Source organism: Vibrio lentus (genome assembly GCF_030409755.1).
Taxonomy (GTDB): Bacteria; Pseudomonadota; Gammaproteobacteria; order Enterobacterales; family Vibrionaceae; genus Vibrio; species Vibrio lentus.
On record NZ_JAUFQE010000003.1, the window covers coordinates 213,285 to 232,384 of the forward strand.

Sequence of the window (19,100 nt, forward strand, 5' to 3'; positions counted from 1 at the left end):
TACTTGTAATTAATAAATAATTTAAGTGTTCTGCTTTATTGATTTGTCATACTCATTTGTTAAAACAAAAAAATCCCTCAATTTTAGATACCAACATCAAAAAATGAGGTATATACTATTTCTCATTCCTATATGGAGGCAGAAATGGAAAACCAACACACTACAACCACGTTTCAAGCGCTTAAAACCGGTGCAGACGCTTATATTCAACGTCGCAATCAACGTTTACTGGCTAATCACCGCAAAGAGTTGCGTAACTTCACCCGAGCAGAGGCATCAACCTACCTTGGCATTGATGCAAAAACGCTTGATCGGTACGTTACTGCCGCTGAGATAGATCCTCGTCGTCATGAAGACTCCCAATGGTCGATCGATATCGCGGAAATGTACAAGGTACGTAACCTACTGCCAAATAATCTACGTAAAGACGATAAGTTTATACGCAGTGAGCAGCAAAAAACGCAAGTGATGGTTATCCAGAACCAAAAAGGCGGGGTGGGCAAAACCGTTTCTGCCGCAACTATCGCATCAGGTTTAGCGACCGAGTTTCACCAAGAGTACCGTATTGGTTTAATAGATATGGATGGCCAAGCCACACTTTCAATGTATTACGCCCCCGAAGCCGAGCAAGAAGGTAACTTGTCTGTTGGTGATCTAATGATGAAAACCTTCGATCTTGATGAAGGTGAAACCGTTGAACAAGTTATCTCTGAAGCCTTTCTTGAAACGACTATCCCAAACTTACGCATTTTACCTGCAGCACAAAGTGATCGGGCGATGGAAGGTTGGTTTCATGAGCAAGTGTTCGGCCAAACCTTAGCTTCACCTTATTCACTACTAAAAGACATCATAGATAACGTTAAAGACGAGTTCGATATCATCATTATCGATACCCCACCTTCGCTCGGCTATGCGACTTTTAACGCGTATTTTGCCGCAACGAATGTAGTGTTCCCTTTGTCGATTACAGAGAATGACATTGATGCTACCTGCTCTTACTTCAGTTACATTCCACAAGTGTGGGCGCTGTTAGAGAACGCAAACCATGAAGGCTACGACTTCATGAAAATACTACTTACTAACCATCGTGATAGCTCAACCACGACCGAATTAATGAATAACCTGTACGATCAGTTCTCTCCTTACTTGTACTCTAAAGAGTTTAAGCACAGCGAAGCTGTCCGCCAGTCATCTTCCCTACTCTCGACCGTGTTTGACCTGTCCAAAAGTGAATACCCGAAAAGCAAAGCAACCTTCCAAAGCGCGCAACAAAACAGCTATGAAGTGACAAGCCAGATCTTGCGCGATCTTCTCAACGTTTGGCGTGAACAGGAGAACAAATAATGGCGAAAAAACGTGGCGGTAGCCCTCTAGGCAATGCTCCTGGTTCAGCGCAAGCACAACAGTCCGCGGCCAAAGCTAATTTAGAAACACTCACAAATCAACTCAGCACCGAGCTAGAAAAAAGTGGACAAAACGCTGAAGATTACCTTAGAGCGACATTCGGATTAGAGTCCGTTGGCCAAAAAATGGTTTGGCAACTAGCTTCTGGTTCAACAGCGACCTTTAACGAAGTGACATTGTCACACGATCAAGTTAAGCAGAACTCTTTTGTGACTTTTGATGTTAATGGCCGTGACCAATCTTTGCTAACCAAAGAGTCATTGGAAGATTTAAACTCGTTAGAGTTTCAACAGTTTTACCCTGCTGTTGGTCGCGAAATAGATGGTCGTATCGATGTGCTCGATGGCTCTCGCCGCCGTGCTTGGTTCTTATTTCAAGAAGGCCGCGTAAAAACATTTCGAATTCTCGTCACCCAAGACGAACTGTCTACTGCCGATGCCAAAGCACTAGCAAAACAGTTGCAAACCGCAAAAGAGCACAACCAGCGCGAAATTGGATTACAGTGTCAAACTCTCATGAAGAACGGCGAACTCACTCAAGAGGATACGGCAAAAATCTTAAATATAAGCCGCCAAGCAGTAGGTCGAGCGCTAAAAGCAGCCAGTATTGACAGTAAATTGATTGCACTATTCCCTGTCGTTAACGACTTGTCTCATACTGATTATTCACTGCTAGCTAAAGTGATGAAAGCCTTTACCAATGATAATAAAGCTTTGAGTAATTTCATAAAAAAAATAACCAGTAAAGCTGTCAATGCTCAGCCTGAGCAGAGCCAAGAAGACGCCAAAGACGAGCTGATTACTTGTATTAAAACTGAGTTAAAGATTGTTGAAACCAAACAACAATCAGACAAAGCTACCGTGACTTTGTTAGCTGAATTCGACAGCAAAGGTATGTTCGCACGTAAAAGAGTGAAAGGCCGTAACTTCTCGTATGAATTTGGGCGATTATCCAAGGATGTTCAAGCTGAACTTGATGAAGCTATCCAATCAATACTAGGTAAACATCAGTAACCCTCTCAAAAAAGGCTCTATTTCCTCGGAGCCTTTCTCCTTCTCTATAATCACTAGAATCCTACAAAAAAATAGGATGACTACAAGTAACACGACTAAGCCATTAATAACAAAATAGGTTTGGGGAACTTCATTATTAGACTTAGCATGACTTCATCCTTTATATCCAAAAAATTGGCTAAGTGCAGAGTGCTTGACTCGAGGTGAGCCAACGTTTAAATGGTGGTTAAAACCTGACACAAAAACCATTAATTTATGGCTAATAAATGAACTCAAAGACCTTGAGTTAATCCCACCCTAAAACAATCTATATTTACGATTCTTGCGCTACAAACTGGGGAAGAAAAGCAAAATAATGCTACTTTCGGGTTGAGAACATCGACAAACACGCTATCCCAAAAGATTTTACGAGGGAAGTGACTAAAAACCGATAAGGACGGCTCTTTTGAAGGATTCTATCCTATATAAATAATATAAATAATATAAATCAGTATAAACTAATAGTTAAAAACGTTTATTAATAATCATTTTTTATTAAAAATTCAGAATGTATAACTATAAATTGAAAGGGTACGATATGAATACATTCTCAAAAGGAGTTTTGGGGTATGGAGACACTTATATGCCGTTCTTTCCAATCATTTATCGACTTCTGCGACAACGATCTCGTTGAGGGTAAAAATATTCATTGCACCTTTAAAGCCTGTAAGGATAAAGACTGGCGTTGGATGCAAATCTACTTAGAAGAAAAAAGAGGTAAAGATCTCACCTTTAGCTTAATATAAAATTGGTGGCACAATTTCATTTTTTAAAAAACTTACACTTCAATTCAAAATATGAACCATTATATTAAGTCTAGATATAACCTAATAACCCCCCCTAGGAATATGGAGAAATGCTATGTTAAGAGCACAATTGGACAACGTAAAACTACCTATAGGTAATTGCGTATTGCAAAGAGACGAATCGGGGGCTCAACTCATTCTCAGTAATCAAAAATCATTTTCAATCACCCTGCCTGAAAGCTGCATATTAGAAACTCTGATCCAAAAAGAAGAATCTATCTCGACTAAAGAAGAGTTAGTCATTGCTGCATGGGGTAACCCGGATATCATCGGCCCTAACTCTTTGCCAGTCGCTATTACCAACCTCAGAAAAGTATTAGAACTTGATAGTATAAAAATCGTTAATGTTCCAAGAAAAGGTTACAAGCTCCATATCCCTGAGTTTGAAACTTCTCTAGACCCACCCAAACCGATAAAATCACTTCATTCTAACCATTTCAAAAGAACATCCAATAACTACCTAAGACTCTATCAATGGGCTCTTGTTGTCTTATCTTCTACTACCCTCTCTGTACTAATAATCAGCTATTTCTACTTTTGGCACACATTTGACATCGTCAACGTCAACGTCAATAAGCAATCGAGCCAAATCTGCCTAGCTAAAAAAGATGAACTAAAATTCATCATCTTAGCCTCTCAAAACAACTTAGTTTATCAGCCCCTAGAAAGCTATCACGCTAACCCATAACCCTCATTACTCTTTAATTTTTCAGAAAAAGAGAAACAGCCCCTTTGCTGTCTGCAAAGGGGCACGACTTAAAGTGCAGGTTCAAATGTAGCGTTAAAGTGTCTCAATACCTTAGGCTCATAAGTAAACTTTAAACCTGCAATCGATGAAGCACGCTTCTTTACTTCTTTAAAAGCGGCAATAATGTAATCAAGGTGGGCCTGTGTATAGGTTGCTCTGGGAATAGCTAAACGAAACAATTCAGCTGGGCAAGGAAGCTGCTTTCCTGTTTCAGGATCACACCCTAGTAATAAAGAACCGATTTCTGCACCTCGAATTCCTGCCACCTTATAAAGCTCACAAGACAAAGCATGTCCCGGAAACTGTTCTGGTAAAATATTAGGTAATAATGCACCAGCATCAACAAAGGCAGCATGCCCACCCGCTTGCTGGCAACGAACCCCTAACGCTTCTAAGCCATTAACTAAATATTCGACTTGCTGCAAACGTGACGCTAACCAGTCTTCTTCCATTCCATCATAAAGCCCAACAGCCAAACGTTCCATCGCCCCACCTTCGAGGCCTCCATATGTTGGAAAGCCCTCCAATAACACACATAACGTTTTGCATTCCAACTGCACATCTAAGAAGCTATCGTCTTTGAAAGCGAGTAGCCCCCCAATAGGAACCATTGCATCTTTTTTTGCTGACATAGCAAAAATATCGGCATATTTAAACACTTCTCTAGTGATCTCTTGAATACTCCACTCTGAATAACCTACTTCACGCTGCTTAATAAAATAAGCATTCTCAGCAAAGCGGGCGCAATCCATAACAACAGGGATATCATAAGATTTCGCTAATTCATAAACAGCCTTAAGATTTCCAATAGAGACTGGCTGGCCACCTGCAGAATTGCAAGTAATCGTACTCACAATATAAGGCACGTTTTTAGCTCCAACCTCTTCGATTCCAGCTGCGAGCGCTTTCAAATCAAAGTTACCTTTAAAGTCTGCTTTAATTTTAGTATTAAAAGCTTCAGGTAAAGGCACATTGATCACTCGACAGTTATTGTGTTGGGTGTGCCCTTGTGTGGTATCAAAAAAGTAATTTGAAAATGCAGCCATTTTGTTTCGTTCTAGCCCCTTATCTCGCTCACATTTATTGATCAAAGCGGGGACATATAGCTGTTCAGCTCCCCGCCCTTGGTGTGTGGGGATGGTAAACTTATAACCAAAAATATTTTTTACCGCTTGACTAAGTGTCCTGTAGCTTCGACTGCCACTGTACGACTCATCACCTCTCAACATTGCAGACTGCATGGCTTGCGTCACTGCACCTGTACCACTATCAGTCAGCAAATCGATAAACACATCGTCACTCTCTAATAAAAAAGGGTTGTACCCTGCTTTCATCAGCGCCTGCTCTCGTTCTCGCTCCGTTGTTCTTTTAACTGGTTCAATAACCCTGATTCGATAAGGCTCCGGCAAATAGTGTGAATCCATCGGATGTTCTTGATTATTGCTACTTACTGACATAGTTATTTCTCCAGACATTTTTATTATTAAATGAGTGCTTGGGGAAGGCATAACTAAAACTCTGTAGTCAGTACATTCCACCCTGATTAATTACGGATTAAGGCGCTTCTAGCTTTTCTCAATCCAACCTCATTAAAATTAACCCAAAAAATGGGTTTGGATATTAATTTCAGCGTAAATTAACTATTAATAAACAAGGTATATTAAGTAAAAAATGGAACTGGAGAGGCCAAAAAATTTCGATTTCCCAAGAAAGAAAATATTCAAATTCACGCACAATTGGCAAGAAGGAGAGTAAAGCTAAGTCATTAATTTTTATTGGCTCCTCAAAACCACCGCCTAGGGCGGTGGTGATTGTTCCTCTAGGCTATAGCCTGAAGAAGTGCCCATGTTAGAAGTAACCTCTTATTCACCACAAGTAAGAGGAAACAACCACATGGGCGATTACAGAAGTTCATCACATGTCTATTGGCGTTGCAAATACCATATAGTTTGGACTCCAAAGTATAGATATAAGATTTTGAAAGATAAGGTTGGAAAGGAGCTTTATCGTTCAATTTATATTTTGTGCAATATGAAAGACTGCGAGGTTTTAGAGTTAAATGTTCAACCAGATCATGTTCATCTTGTTGTCATTATTCCTCCCAAGTTGTCGATCTCGAGTTTGTTAGGAGTTTTAAAGGGCCGGACAGCAATTAGACTTTTCAATAAATTTCCACATATACGTAAGAAACTATGGGGAAATCACTTTTGGGCTAGAGGGTATTTTGTAGATACGGTCGGTGTGAATGAAGAAGTCATTCGACGATATGTCCGACACCAAGATAAACAGGACATAGAGTATGAACAACAACTGCAGTTATTGAAGAACTGATAGCGTGGACGCCCCCTTCTAGGGGGTTATAAAGCAAAACCGCCTTCTAAGAAGGCGGATATTTTTTTAATAATAATAATTAAATAAAAGATATATTCTCTATAGTCTTACTATAGAAAATCATGGTATTGATAAAGAAAATAAAGATACCTTTCTGGTAAAATAGAGATAGCGATTTTATTATGATTCTAGGCAATACATTAGTTGTAGGCGCAGGACCCGCCGGCATTCAAACCAGTCAGATTATTTCTCCTTTTAGCAAAAAAAATAGCTCTCATAAGCAAAAGTTCTCATCAATGGGAGAATAGAAAAAGACTAATGCGACAGCACGAAAACGTTGCTAACTGTGAAGTAAGTAATCCACAATTAGCACCACTAGTTGGTCTTATTAAATTTGATGAGCTTTATACAGACTTATCTCCCCTTCCCTCTTCCTGGGATACGTTAGTCCTAGCGACTCCCGCTCACGCTTATTGTGATGTGCTGGCTTCTTTTTCTGAACTCTGCTTAAAAAATCTAAAGCAAATCATCCTTATGTCATCCATGATCGGTGGGTGTCTTATTCTAAAAGGGATGTTAAAAAAGAAAGGGGCATCTCCAAATATCATTCTTTTTTCTAGCTACTTTGCAACGTCTCATTTTTCATATAATCCAACAACACAACACCCCCTTACTGTCACGACTAAAACTGTGAAAAAAAGGGTGTATATTTATCTCTCCGAACCCAATGATGTATTGTTTAATGCTTTAAGAAACGCCTTAGAAAAAGTTGAAGTTCAAGTCATCCTATTTGATAACCCATTTAGTGTAGAAGGCAGAAACATCGCAACTTATGTACATCCTGCTTTTTTAATCAATACGTTTTCTTTAGATCATATTATTTCAAACGAAGAAGACATTAAATATATGTACAAGCTCTATCCCGAAGGCCCTATCACCATGGGGTTGATCAAAGAATTACTACATCATTGGAAATCAATTTCTCGACTACTAGAGCATTACTCAGCGGAACCAATCAACTTGCTTCAGTTGCTCAATGATGAAAACTTCCCTATACATGAGGTTACAATTCCAAGGAATAAAATAGATTCTTTCAATGAACTTAGTGAGATGGAGCAAGAGTACCTACTCTATGTCCGATATAGCACAATACTGATAGACCCAGACCCTTTTTCAGAATCCAACACAAAAAAAAACACTTTTGAGGTTTCAGCTAAACCTTATCTCAAGGGAAAGGTTAGGCAAGGACGACTACAACTACCTAGAGCACCATTAGAAGATTTGCAGACACTTTACTGGCTTAATCACTTAGTTCAACAATCTAGCCTTGTTTCTTCTATCACCTTTAAATCAATAGAAGTGTTTGAATCTTGGGTAAAAGAAAGAAACCTACCCAGTACATTAATCCAAGCCTTAAAACAACGCGCTTATGAATACTACGTTTATGCGACACCTTCTATCAGCCAATAAATTATCCTTAATTACTATAAGCATAGAAGGTGTTTGCTTAGCATTTTACTGTTTTGCTTCACAAGAAGTAACGAAGGAAAAGGAGATTAAGGTGCGAATAAGAAGAGCAACTATCAACGACATATCCTCTATCAATGCTCTATGTCATGAACAGCTGGCAGGCAGCCACAGTAAAATTAGGCATTACAACAGAGAGCAAAACGAATACAGCTTGAATGATTACAACTTAAGTAATCTAAGAATTATTGACTTACTTTTCACCGAATCCTTGATGAAAGAAAAGATCGAGAATAAAAACATTTATTTTTTTGTCGCTGAAACAAAAAAGAAACAAATAGTAGGCTACCTAATAATCAGTGTTCATTATCCTAAAAAAAAGCCAGTAATCCAACAACGAGCTCCATCTTTCTATGCTTATATCGAACGGTTCTATGTATCGTGTCAATATCACGGACAAGGTATTGAACTAGCACTACTCAATAGTTTTGATTATTGGAAAAAACACAAATCAACCCACTAATATTATCTTTCAAAATACGGGAAAAGTTGTCAATGCTCAGCCTGAGCATTGACAACTTTTCCCGTATTTAAATTAGTCTAAAACGATTAGCTTTCCATTCAAGCGCCTCAATCACACCTTATTGATACATGCATCCCCAATCAAAAAAGAAAAGGTGAAAACCAGTCCCACAAGTAAGGTGGGAGAGGGTAGTACACACCATCACCCCTCCGGCCGAAATAGCATATTCAATTGGGTAGCCTGTCCGAAATATTCCTCCAAACAAATAAAAACTTCTGTCGCTGTAAGGCTAGAAAGGCACCCCAGACACTGTCATCACATCAATCAAGATATGGCTAGCGCCGCCCCAAGCAAATGCCATCCCGATCCCGTAGGAATCCTAAACCGAAATAAAGGCGAGGGCAGCGAGTAACCATGAGTAAATACATGCGTAGAGCCTCGATGCTTGATGTGTCTATTACCAAGCTTAAGCACGTATTCAAACCAATTGGGGGCAGTTACACCTTCAACACAATGAGGCGGTGAAATTACAGCGCAAATAGCGCCAACAATTAATGTGTGATTGAGCCATTTAATTGTGAATAAGTATCGGAAGTAGAGCGGAGAGGAAAGCGAGTTTTTGAAGGTAAAGGTCAAACTTGGTTGGTACCACCGTATAATTGGACTCATTCCTAATTACTAAAGAATTAGAAGTGAGTCCTTCCATGGTATCTAAGTGGATAAATGAACTTGTTGAAAGCGGTCTATTATCAACAGAATCGTCATTAGAAAATAACACAACTGATTATTCAACAGAGCAGCGATTTTTCATCGTAATTGAGACTGCAACAATGTCTGAACGAGAGTTGGCTGAATACTGTAAGCTAAAGGGTTATTTGTCGATGACGTTAAAGCCTGGCGAACACTATCAATCAAGGCACAGAGTACAACATCGGCCTCCTCATTATCACACAAAGAAAATAAGCGACTACGTGAATATAGCCGAAAAATAAAAACTCTAGACAAAAGAATTAGCACGTAAAGAGAAATCACGCACTGAAACGGCTTTCTTACCTGATTCTGCGGGAAAAGTTCAATGCCCTCAGGGAAACCAGCGAGGAAGACTGATTCCTATTCCAGAGCGGCTTAAAATTGTCACTATTGTTGACGAAGCTGTACGTAAGGGGACAACAAAGACAACAGCTTGCACTACCCATTGGATTGTCCATACGAACGTTTCAGCGCTGGACACAGAATACAGGAGAAATCTCAGACGACAGCGACAACACCTTCATAAAAATGAACCTCACAACAAGCAATCAGAAACAGAAAGACAGCAGATCTTAGATACCTGCCATGCTCCAAAGTATGCAGATTTACCAACAAATATCATAGTTCCAATGTTGGCTGACAAAGGTATTTATATTTCTTCCAAGTCAAAATTTTATCGAGTATTAAAACCAATCAGCTAAGCAAACGAACTCGCACCAAAGATACAAAAAGCCTGCAAACCAAATCAGGTCTGGAGTTGGGGGAATAGGAAGCAGAGTTACTCCAAAGGACAATATGGCGAGAAAGGTGCGTTCATAGGAGTACTGCACTCTGACAACGGTGCTCCTATGAGAAGCTACACTATACTTGCAAAGATGTATGCCCTTGGAGTAGTAGATCTTACTCTAGGCCTTGAGTAAGCAATGACAACCCATACTTAGAGTCGTTGTTTAAACCAATAAAGTATTGCCCTTCTTGGCCACTTGATGGGTTATCTTCCATTGAAGAAGCTCAATGTTGGATGGATAACTTTGTAGATTGGTAAATAATGAGCATAAAGTATATAACACCTCAACAGAGACACTGCAGCGAGGATAACGAGACTCTCCGTCAGCGTATATAAATCTACCGCCAGACTCAATTGGCTCATCCAGGCAGAATCGGCAAACAAGAGACTGGTGTTATATCTATGAGGTGTACTTGACCCTAAAAAGTGCAGCGTAACCATTAGTGTTACTGAATTGTAAAAAAACGACAACTTGCTTGAAAAACAGCGGGAATCAGTGATCGGTTTAAACCTAAATGGATTATCAGAATGCTCCGATATATACAATCCAATCGGTATATGTAGCTTCACACATCACCACCAAAAAGAGATAAAGCCCCATTAGTTTCTATCGATTGATAGCTTGCTTGCTACTGAGGTAACTGTGGCGATACGACGTTGATACTCCCATTCCGCTCGCAAGATTGTTCAGTTGTCGAGTAAAACGGCATCTTGCCAATAACCCCAATGTAATGCTTTGTGGCTTCAAGCCATCCTTCTGGGTCATATTCATCGATATTGAATTTCATGCCAGCACCAAGCTTACTCTTCTCTGGGTAGCACTTAAGTAGGGGATTCGTAAGACTTGATTTCTGACGGAAGCAACTCAGCTTCTTCTCAAGGGATACTCATCCCCCAATCATTGGCGTAAGCAGCACTGAACCCAAATAAACTAATCCATATAAGGAAAACATTAATCAACACGCGTTGACCTTCTTCCCATTCCTAACATCTGTAAATCACCAAGCACCCACTACCATAAACCAAATCAAGGTTTTGCTGTGTCTAACTTACATCGCTTACTAAGTTAATTAGCTGTGAAAAAGACGTGACAATAGGCCAAAAAGATAGAAGAAGTAGTCCTTGCTTGACGCCATTAACCACACTTTGGAAGATAATAAACATTTACGTACTATCTGTGCTTTCTAGTCAGTTTATACGTATCATCGAAGTAAAGCTTGAGTATCAAGAAGATAATCAGCCAAGAAATCCACCTTTATCAAGTTGAGCCTCCTCCAAGGCTTATAATCTTCTGAATGTACTTTGTTGTCTTGGGACCATTTTGCAATGTATTTCATCTCCCTACCTAAATTGTACACTCCAGTAATTATCTGACAGCAAACTGGTTTCTTTACGATCACAACTTGACGGAAACACGTTATGTGGATCATTGATTGTTAATGATCCACATAACGTGTTTCCATCTAGATAATGTGACACTGTTACTTACTATTTTTACCAAGCTAAAAACTTAGTTTTCCCCCATTTATTTTATATCATTGGTGAATACCTACAACGATCAGAGTAGTAATCCCCTAAGATGCAAGTACATAACAAAAAAATTAATGGATCAAATAAGATTGTTAGAGTGTTAACACTTACTTAATGAGCAACGTCAAAGCTCCCTAGAGATTTGACGTTGCTCATTAAGTCACCGACTGAACCTAAGTGAAGTTGGTATTGTTATAAAACTAGATCCTAAAGGTTCTAGTTTCTTAGTACCCGCCTAAAAATATAAACATTTGCCGAAATAATATAGATATTCACCGAAGGTATATCAATATTTACCGAATATATATTGATATTAAACGATCAAACATATAAACATTTGCCGAATTAAAGAGTTTAACTGTTAACATTAACCGATCTAGAAGATAGGGGAGATCATAATTTATGGTTATTAGGCAAAGTTGTCTAAAAAACGATCAAAAAATAGGCTCGATTATTAATCCAATAGTTAGTTTGATCCTTAACACTCAAGTAAACATTTACCGAAGTAAGTGGTTATTTACCGATATTTATACATAATTTATGTGATGTACTATAGATATTTAACGAAATCATATAGACATCTACCGAAGTTGGTGAGGTAAGTAAGGTTATCTGTTAGAATAATACTATCGCGTTATTAGGTAATGATCATGACTTCAACATCTAGCTCTAGTTTGACGGTTATTAATGAAGAAGACCGTAAAAATCGGTTTATCTCATCCATTTTATTTTCGAGAGCTACCATCTTTCATCCAGCTTCACGCTTAACATCCACAATGCAATCCAAACTCATTGAGATTGCACAAAGCGGGGGGACTGATCCTAACTATCCATTAGAAAGCGTGAATATTAACAGTTATGGAAAAAACTTCAGAGTTGATCTGCATGTTGATTACCTACTTCAACCACATCGAGATATCTTAGAAACCATGCTGGCCTATGCCCAAACTATTCAATTGGACGACAATTCTTATGATGCTGGCTCACGTTTAACCTGGTCTCAGGTATACCAAACCATAACGGACGGTGATATCTCTGATACTCAACAAGATGGTTTCGATTCATTTATTGATCGAGATGCGACTGTTCTGTCAATGAGTATGTATGAGTTAGCAACCCGAATGGGTATGGCGACCACTCGCGCGAACTATGATCAAATAGAGCGTCGTATTACTCAGTTAGCAACGGCTCACTTGGTGATAAATGAACTTGATGAAGAGCAGAATGTAGTCAGCAAAAAGCCGTTAGAGTTTGTTCAAGATTACCGATTTTATTGTGATCGAAGTAAATTCAAAACAGGTCGTAAGAACAGTAAGAACCTCACTAACCACGTGTTCTTAGTGCCAGATATGCGTTTACTGCAAGCAATACGCGACCATGGTTACTACTATCGATTAGAACAACACAAAATGACCAACTACAGTAAACCGTCGGTTCGTTCATTCTTAAAATACATTACTACGCATAAAGCTGAATTCTTACACAACAAGAAGTTTGAGTGGGCACTCGATAGCTACATTCAATCTATTGCTTCAAAAGTCAGCCATAGCTTCCGTAGTGATCTCAGAAAAGATTTGTTGGCTAATGCCGTACAAATCGAAAAAGACTTTAGCCTTCAATTTCGCGATGTAGGTAATGGTATACAGATATTTTATATAGGGGAGGGTGGATCATGAACACTCAATCTCTTGATAGCTTGATGTCTTCATCTGCAAGTCAAAACCTAAGCTTCAGCCTGAAAGGTTTACTTAAAGGACATGTAGGCATGTTGATTGCTGCTCCTAATGTCGGTAAGTCTCATCTAGCATTGTGTATTGCAATGGAACACGCTTCTTCAATGTCTTTACTCGGGATGAGCGCGGCCGGAAAACCCGCAAAAACTTTGGTATTGAGTTCAGAAGACGGAGTTGGCGTGATTCAATCTCGCATGAAAGAAAAGCTGACTAATTGCACTGCCACTATTAAGTCAGAGCTAAAAAATAATCTCCACTTTCTAACCGATATTGAACCGATAGTGATCCCGCCAGATAGCTCTGCACAAGAACAGGCAGAACATAAGCAGTATTTAGCACAACTCAAGCAAACCTTCTCGGAATTCGACTTAGTGATAGTGGATACGGTGACGGAATCAATAGGCCGTTGTGAAGAGGTAAAACACGATCGCTTAATCAAAAATGTTTTTCAGAGCCTTGCCAGTGAATCAGGTGCCAGTTTGTTGCTTGTCCATCATGTAAATAAAGATGAGATCCGCGGTAACCAAGAAATTACCATGGCATCAGGCGCAGGTTTAACATCGGTAATGCGACTAACAAAGTGCTTGTTTACGTTAAAGAGAAACAAAGAATCTTTGTCGATTAAATATCTTAAGAGCAATTATTTACCTGAAAATGAAAATCAAGAGTTTGCGGTTGAAGTGAGACAAAGCCTCACTATTAATCCACAGGTATTCAGTTTAAAATCCAAGGCGTCTAAGCCTGCTCGCTCAGCGCAAAGCATTAAGCAAAACCCAAAAAAAATCACACTGCCCGGAACTATTCCAGAGCAAAAAGAAATTGAAGAGCGAAAAAATCTTAGAGACGTCTTGTAAGTAACCTATCACACTTTGAAACAGCACCGACATCCGGTGCTGTTTTCTTATCTGACACTGTTCGCACTCTCTGTTACTCGTTCAATTTTTTCGCTCAGCTTGTTCAGTTTGGATCGCTTTTACTTAAGGAGAAAGCATGGCGAACTACGCGTATTTAAGAGTCTCCTCAGACAGCCTAGATGTGGCAAATCAAAAGCAAGGTATCTATGACGACACCAATAAAGTTGGGATAGGTAATATAGTGTTTGTTGAAGATGTGGTGACAGGAAAGAAAAAAATGGCGGTAACGTAAGTTAGTCGAGGGTATGACGAACGGAGATTACATCGTGTTTATTGAAGTCATTCGAATTGCTCGTTCGATGTTACAAGTGCTTGAGGTACTTGAAGTGCGTATGGAAAAGAAGATCAATGTTTATATAGCTAAACATAACTTACCACTGGATGGTTTAATGCAATCTTGCATAACCGCTACGGTGCTAGGACTTACGGCAGAAATAGAGCGTGAGTTTATCTCGATGAGAGCGAAGGAAGTACTTAAAGATGGGCTTGGGGATTAGTCCCACAGAAAAATTGTTCGATGAAGCGCCGAGTACGCTGAGTGACTATATTAAGCAACGCAAGTTAACCCTTAAATTAGCTTGAGGGTTAAGAGATTTGTGAAAAGTGCTTAGCTGGAGATATGTGTTTACTCAGAACGGCTGCAATAACTATGTGCTCTTGTTTCTGGATGTAATAAATTACATGGTGCTTTAAAGGAAACCGGAAGTAGTTTTGGCCCAGTTCAAAAACTTCTATGCCGAGCAACTTGTTGTTCGCCAGTAATTCCATAGATTGCTTTAGTTCTGAAAAGTAAGTAGTCCATTGTGTTTGCCCCCTTCGCTCTAATGTATAGCGACGAATCTCAATGAGATCAGATTGCGCTGCAGAAGAAAGCTTATAGTGCATCATTAATCAAATTTACCTTGGTCAAGTGCATTCATGAAGTCGTTACCGTCAACTAGGTTATCTGATAGAGCATCGGCTTCTGCTTGTTCGAAGCGTGATTTAACAACCATCAATTTCAGAGCTTCAAGTTGCTCATATTCTTCACAAGACATCATCACCGCAACTGGTGAGCCGTTCTTATTGATTTGTATGGGTTCACGTTGAACTTTCATCAACAAATCGCCAAATTTGGTTTTAGCTGTATTAGCTGTAAGTGATTGCATAACACTCTCCTTTTCGTTCATTATAAGCGAATCGAACGATTTAACCAATTTGTATGATTCTGTGATTGGAGGTAATATGACACAATGTACATAAAGGTATCTTAATGTTCACTTTAAGGTTCGTTTTATGAAAATCAGTTATGCCTGTGTTAGTACTCAAGACCAAACGTTCAACTTGAACAGCTTAAAGCCATAGGCTGTGAAAAAATTTACCAAGAACAGGCGAGTGGTAAATCCTCCTATAGATAACAGCTTAGTCTGTTGTTGGACTTTGTGAGGGAAGGGACGTCATTCACGTTACTAAAGTCGACCGTATTGCTCGTAATACTATCGATGCATTGCAAATTGCATCAGCTAGCGCAAAAGAACGCAGGTTTGGTTTTTCATTGATCTAGGAGAATTGGACATCAACAGTGATGTGGGCCAGGTTATCTATACCACCATTTCGGTGTTCGCAGAGATGGAAAGAAAACGCATCTTACAGCGCTGTAACGAGGGTAGGGAGCGAGCTCGCACACCTCGGACGATTTCCTAATAAGCAGTTTCAACAACGCATTCAAGAGCTTGCAGAGCAAGGGATGAATAAGCATACGCTCAGTAAAGAGTTAGGGTGCAGTCGCACAACTTTTTATTAAGGTACTAGATTGAAGGATTGGGTAGTGAAATAACAAACGAGCATAAATTTATAAATTATTGAGTAATTATTATTAATAAGAGTATTTGAAAATTAAATAATTTTAATCTTCCGGATTCACGTATTTCTGATTCCGAACGTTAATTTAATGTTCGGAAGAAGTGAGCGTAATTTTTCTGAAAAGGAGATTAAATAAATGTACGGACAATACATGCTCATTGTTTTAATAGGGATTGTGCTAGCAGGCTGTAGCGACAAGGAAGATGCTATATCGGGCGATACTGTGTTTAGTGTGCCCAAAGAAGATGTATCAACCTCACCCTCAGAGCCGAAGCCAACTCCAATAGAACCCAATGCCTTAGGTAATTTAGTCGAAATAAAAATACTTCCCCCCGAAGGGCAATTATCTGTTCCCGCAAATAGTAAGATGAAATTGCGGATAATTGGTGTCTATGAAAATGGGGAAGAAGACCTTACTGAACAAGCCGAGCTGAGAATACTAGATAATGTATCAAACATTACATTCACAGAGGACAACCAGGTACAAGCCGGTGTTTGGGATCCATCAGGTGCTTCTTATAATAACACAAGGATAGAAGCCGAGTTTGAAGGCATAAAAGCTGAGTTAATCGTCAATGTTATGGAAGGTGTATGTGATAAAGCGCTGACGTTAGCCCAAGTAGAGTCCTTGGATGGGACTTGTGTGATGTCTCATACATATGACGGCAAAGAGTACCTATTTGTTCCACGAAAAAAATTTATGGACAGGCTAGGGTACACCGCTTCTAATATCGAAGAAAACGAAGGGCGAACTTATGCGATAATTCATAATGATAGTTACCCTTATGCACTGTTTAGAAGAGATGGTAAAGGAATAACTTTGGAAAATTACGAGAACGAAAATAATCCATACGGCCAAGCTGAAAGGTATTGTAATGACCTCGTCAAAATGAGTTTTAATAATAAAGATGGTTGGAAAATGTCAACCTTTGAAGAGCTGGAAGAGCTTATAGTCCACCATAAAAACAATAACTTATTGATTTCTGGAGGCTTACCTCTGGACTACTTTAGCATCTGGAATTCGGACAAACCTCCTTCAGGCATATTATATGGTTTTCTAAATAATGTAAACAACGGGGAGAAGGTCCCCCACTATTTATCTAGTAGACATGCGATTTTGTGTAGGTCTGAATAGATAGAACCGCACACGGCACGTGCGTGCTGTAAGGCAGCCAGACAAGCTGCCTTTTATCCTCGATAACCAAATTCACCACCACACCCGTGAGGAACTGCCCGGAGAGGGACTTTACCTCCTATTACTTTTTCAACCTTATCCAAACTCAATTTTTCCATATCCATATCCCTCTTGATTAGTTTGCTTTTTGTACATCAACATAACGATTACCACTAAAACCGTTACTCACTCAAGTAGACAAATTCCTTTTTATTCAGAGTGGGATATATCTATCGATGATTAAATAAATAACCTGATTATTGAAATAAAAATAGACCTTGAGAATTTGTTTAATAATAAAATTGTCAAATATCTATAAATAATGGAATTAAAGGAACTCAGATTATTGTATTTGGCAGATCTGATTTGATAGACGAATAGCCCTGTTTAATTTGGTACGGCCAATGCTGCGCCCCGTCCTTTGGTTTAATAAGCTTTGTGGCTGCTGTTGTTCTATCTGCTTAAGTTGCATTATCACGTGTAGTTTATTGGCGCAGCGGTGGTCGTGTCGTGGTGTTATTGTCAAAATTTACACCTATTGGGGCTTCTCTAAATGAATGGTTCGCGTAGCTGAAACTATGGTTTCTGCTCGGTGTGCAATGATGATGCGAGTGATATTTAGTTGCTGCACGTGTTGGTTAATATTAGCATCAAGGTGGCTCGTAGATTCATCTAAGCAGAGAACTTTGGGCTGATTATAAAGCGCTCAAGCGAGGAAAAGACGTTGTAATTGCCCGCCGGAAAAGCTACTTCCCATTTTTCTAACTAAAGAATAAAAGCCTAAGGTAGTCGTTGAATCTCGGTTAAAATGTTAGCGTGGCGGCAACTCTCTTTTAATCTTTCCTCATCATATGGGCTATCAAACATGGTGATATTTTCACTCAGTGCTCCTGAAAGTAGAGGATCATTTTGCATTACACTTCCTAGGTGTGAACGATAGGTTGTTTTATCTAGCTTTTGGATATCGATACCATCTAGGTAAATGGTTCCAGTCGTCGGGGAGAGTAACCCAAGAAGGAGTTTAAGTAAGGTTGTCTTGCCGCATCCATATTCGCCTGTGATTGCGATACTTTCTCCGGGTTCTATTTCAAAACTGAGTTGGTTTAGCACCCAAGGTGCTTGGTCAAAATAACGAAAGCTTACGTTATCAACTACCCACTGCATGTAATAAGGAGCTATTAATGCGGCGGATTGAATGACCACTGATAACATTAATAGTGTAACTAGGGTGCGTTTTAACCCATGAATCTTCTCCCACAGTTGGCTAATTCGCATGGTCTCGCGTTTGTCTTGTTTTTTTAAAGTTACTACTGGGGGGTAGTTCGAGTGCGATCCCGGTAAAGCAGCGAGCAAATTCAATTGTAGATAACTGGCGCTTATCCTGAGCGGGGTCATTGATATCAACCTTTCCATTACACACTTTCGTTAGCACTACAAAATGGTTTAAGTCCCAATGAATAATGCATGGCAAAGTAAGCTGATCTAACTCTTCTATTTCACATTGTACCGCTCGTGCTATGAGTCTTATTCGACTGGCTAATTCCATGACCTGTTTTAAATTCATGCCCTGTGCACCAAGCCTTACCATGCGTTTAAGTGATGCGCATTATCCGGAAATCATCGCGACGCACGCTAACGCGCATTCTGATACTTCGGATTGCATCACCAAAGGTACGTGTTTTAGATGTGTGTAATGTAATCGATGAAGAAGGTTATGGGGAGTTCCTGACATACTCTGTTTTCTTTGGTTGTGAGTGGTCCTGGGGGCCTGTGCATGCTTTTTATAGTTTGAGCCACGAGTTGCTGTGCTCTTTTTTGATTAATTAAATGCCACTCAACCTTATGAGCGTTTACGGCTAATGACATGTTATTAAAGGAGAAATTACGATTGATTATCTATGAGGGAGTCGAGTGGTTTTTTATGCCCTGGTTGAGAAGCCAATAAGAAGTGAGGGTTATCAATAAATTAACTCATAAATTAATTGTGGTACTGATGGAATTTAAGCCTTGATAAAGCTAAGGCTAAATACCTGTAGGCC

At 39.5% G+C, this 19,100-nt stretch carries 14 protein-coding genes and 4 pseudogenes; 12 read left to right on the forward strand and 6 right to left on the reverse strand.

Annotated elements, in window-relative coordinates; genetic code table 11:
• Positions 1–144 precede the first annotated feature (144 nt).
• From QWZ07_RS26200 to QWZ07_RS26215, 4 genes are all read left to right on the forward strand, one after another.
• Positions 145–1,344, forward strand: coding sequence for a ParA family protein (locus tag QWZ07_RS26200; protein WP_108167740.1), 1,200 nt, complete (start codon positions 145–147; stop codon positions 1,342–1,344).
• Complete coding sequence (locus QWZ07_RS26205) at positions 1,344–2,417, forward strand: ParB family protein (protein WP_192854044.1); 1,074 nt, start codon at positions 1,344–1,346, stop codon at positions 2,415–2,417. The genes QWZ07_RS26200 and QWZ07_RS26205 overlap by 1 nt, the downstream gene beginning before the upstream one ends.
• Before the next feature lie 608 nt (positions 2,418–3,025).
• Positions 3,026–3,202, forward strand: coding sequence for a hypothetical protein (locus QWZ07_RS26210; RefSeq protein ID WP_192854045.1), 177 nt, complete (start codon positions 3,026–3,028; stop codon positions 3,200–3,202).
• Between the two features lie 115 nt (positions 3,203–3,317).
• Positions 3,318–3,950: a winged helix-turn-helix domain-containing protein gene (locus QWZ07_RS26215; protein WP_192854046.1), complete on the forward strand. Its 633-nt coding sequence runs from the start codon at positions 3,318–3,320 to the stop codon at positions 3,948–3,950.
• Positions 3,951–4,018: 68 nt separating this feature from the next.
• Here QWZ07_RS26215 and tnaA read toward each other — a convergent pair whose 3' ends face one another.
• Positions 4,019–5,434 (reverse strand): tryptophanase, encoded by a 1,416-nt coding sequence (gene tnaA, locus QWZ07_RS26220; protein ID WP_192854049.1) that lies wholly within the window; start codon positions 5,432–5,434, stop codon positions 4,019–4,021.
• Positions 5,435–5,903: 469 nt separating this feature from the next.
• Between tnaA and tnpA the strand changes: the two genes are divergently transcribed.
• The 3 genes from tnpA to QWZ07_RS26235 all read left to right on the forward strand — a co-directional run bounded on the left by tnpA (position 5,904) and on the right by QWZ07_RS26235 (position 8,331).
• The gene (tnpA, locus tag QWZ07_RS26225; protein WP_192854770.1) at positions 5,904–6,341 is read left to right on the forward strand and encodes an IS200/IS605 family transposase; all 438 of its coding nucleotides are present in this window, start codon (positions 5,904–5,906) and stop codon (positions 6,339–6,341) included.
• Between the two features lie 318 nt (positions 6,342–6,659).
• Positions 6,660–7,811, forward strand: coding sequence for an opine metallophore biosynthesis dehydrogenase (locus QWZ07_RS26230; RefSeq protein ID WP_225998595.1), 1,152 nt, complete (start codon positions 6,660–6,662; stop codon positions 7,809–7,811).
• 91 nt (positions 7,812–7,902) lie between these two features.
• Positions 7,903–8,331, forward strand: coding sequence for a GNAT family N-acetyltransferase (locus QWZ07_RS26235; protein WP_192854451.1), 429 nt, complete (start codon positions 7,903–7,905; stop codon positions 8,329–8,331).
• 118 nt (positions 8,332–8,449) lie between these two features.
• On the opposite strand, the pseudogene QWZ07_RS26445 reads toward QWZ07_RS26235, so the two are convergent.
• Positions 8,450–8,907, reverse strand: a pseudogene (locus QWZ07_RS26445) (metal-dependent hydrolase).
• Positions 8,908–12,048: 3,141 nt separating this feature from the next.
• Between QWZ07_RS26445 and QWZ07_RS26245 the strand changes: the two are divergent.
• From QWZ07_RS26245 to QWZ07_RS26255, 3 genes and pseudogenes are all read left to right on the forward strand, one after another.
• On the forward strand, positions 12,049–13,074 hold the full coding sequence (locus tag QWZ07_RS26245) for a DNA mismatch repair protein (RefSeq protein ID WP_192854453.1): 1,026 nt from the start codon (positions 12,049–12,051) through the stop codon (positions 13,072–13,074).
• A complete protein-coding gene (locus QWZ07_RS26250) occupies positions 13,071–13,985 on the forward strand; it encodes an AAA family ATPase (RefSeq protein WP_171388188.1) in 915 nt (304 codons plus the stop codon). The genes QWZ07_RS26245 and QWZ07_RS26250 overlap by 4 nt, the downstream gene beginning before the upstream one ends.
• A 136-nt stretch (positions 13,986–14,121) precedes the next feature.
• Positions 14,122–14,627: pseudogene (locus QWZ07_RS26255) on the forward strand (recombinase family protein).
• A gap of 3 nt (positions 14,628–14,630) precedes the next feature.
• On the opposite strand, the gene QWZ07_RS26260 reads toward QWZ07_RS26255, so the two are convergent.
• Both QWZ07_RS26260 and QWZ07_RS26265 read right to left on the reverse strand, forming a co-directional pair.
• The gene (locus tag QWZ07_RS26260) at positions 14,631–14,933 is read right to left on the reverse strand and encodes a type II toxin-antitoxin system RelE/ParE family toxin (RefSeq protein WP_192854454.1); all 303 of its coding nucleotides are present in this window, start codon (positions 14,931–14,933) and stop codon (positions 14,631–14,633) included.
• A complete protein-coding gene (locus QWZ07_RS26265) occupies positions 14,933–15,193 on the reverse strand; it encodes a type II toxin-antitoxin system Phd/YefM family antitoxin (protein WP_192854456.1) in 261 nt (86 codons plus the stop codon). Before QWZ07_RS26265 ends, QWZ07_RS26260 begins: the two co-directional genes overlap by 1 nt.
• Before the next feature lie 127 nt (positions 15,194–15,320).
• Here QWZ07_RS26265 and QWZ07_RS26270 point away from each other — a divergent pair.
• Together QWZ07_RS26270 and QWZ07_RS26275 are read left to right on the forward strand one after the other, a co-directional pair.
• A pseudogene (locus tag QWZ07_RS26270) lies at positions 15,321–15,828 on the forward strand (recombinase family protein).
• A gap of 195 nt (positions 15,829–16,023) precedes the next feature.
• The gene (locus tag QWZ07_RS26275) at positions 16,024–17,022 is read left to right on the forward strand and encodes a hypothetical protein (protein WP_192854457.1); all 999 of its coding nucleotides are present in this window, start codon (positions 16,024–16,026) and stop codon (positions 17,020–17,022) included.
• 819 nt (positions 17,023–17,841) lie between these two features.
• Here QWZ07_RS26275 and QWZ07_RS26280 read toward each other — a convergent pair.
• Entirely contained in the window at positions 17,842–18,336 is a 495-nt protein-coding gene (locus QWZ07_RS26280; protein ID WP_225998596.1) for an ATP-binding cassette domain-containing protein, read from the reverse strand.
• Positions 18,326–18,652, reverse strand: a pseudogene (locus QWZ07_RS26285) (cysteine peptidase family C39 domain-containing protein); the annotation flags it as partial. The gene QWZ07_RS26280 and the pseudogene QWZ07_RS26285, both read right to left, overlap by 11 nt.
• Positions 18,653–19,100 lie beyond the last annotated feature (448 nt).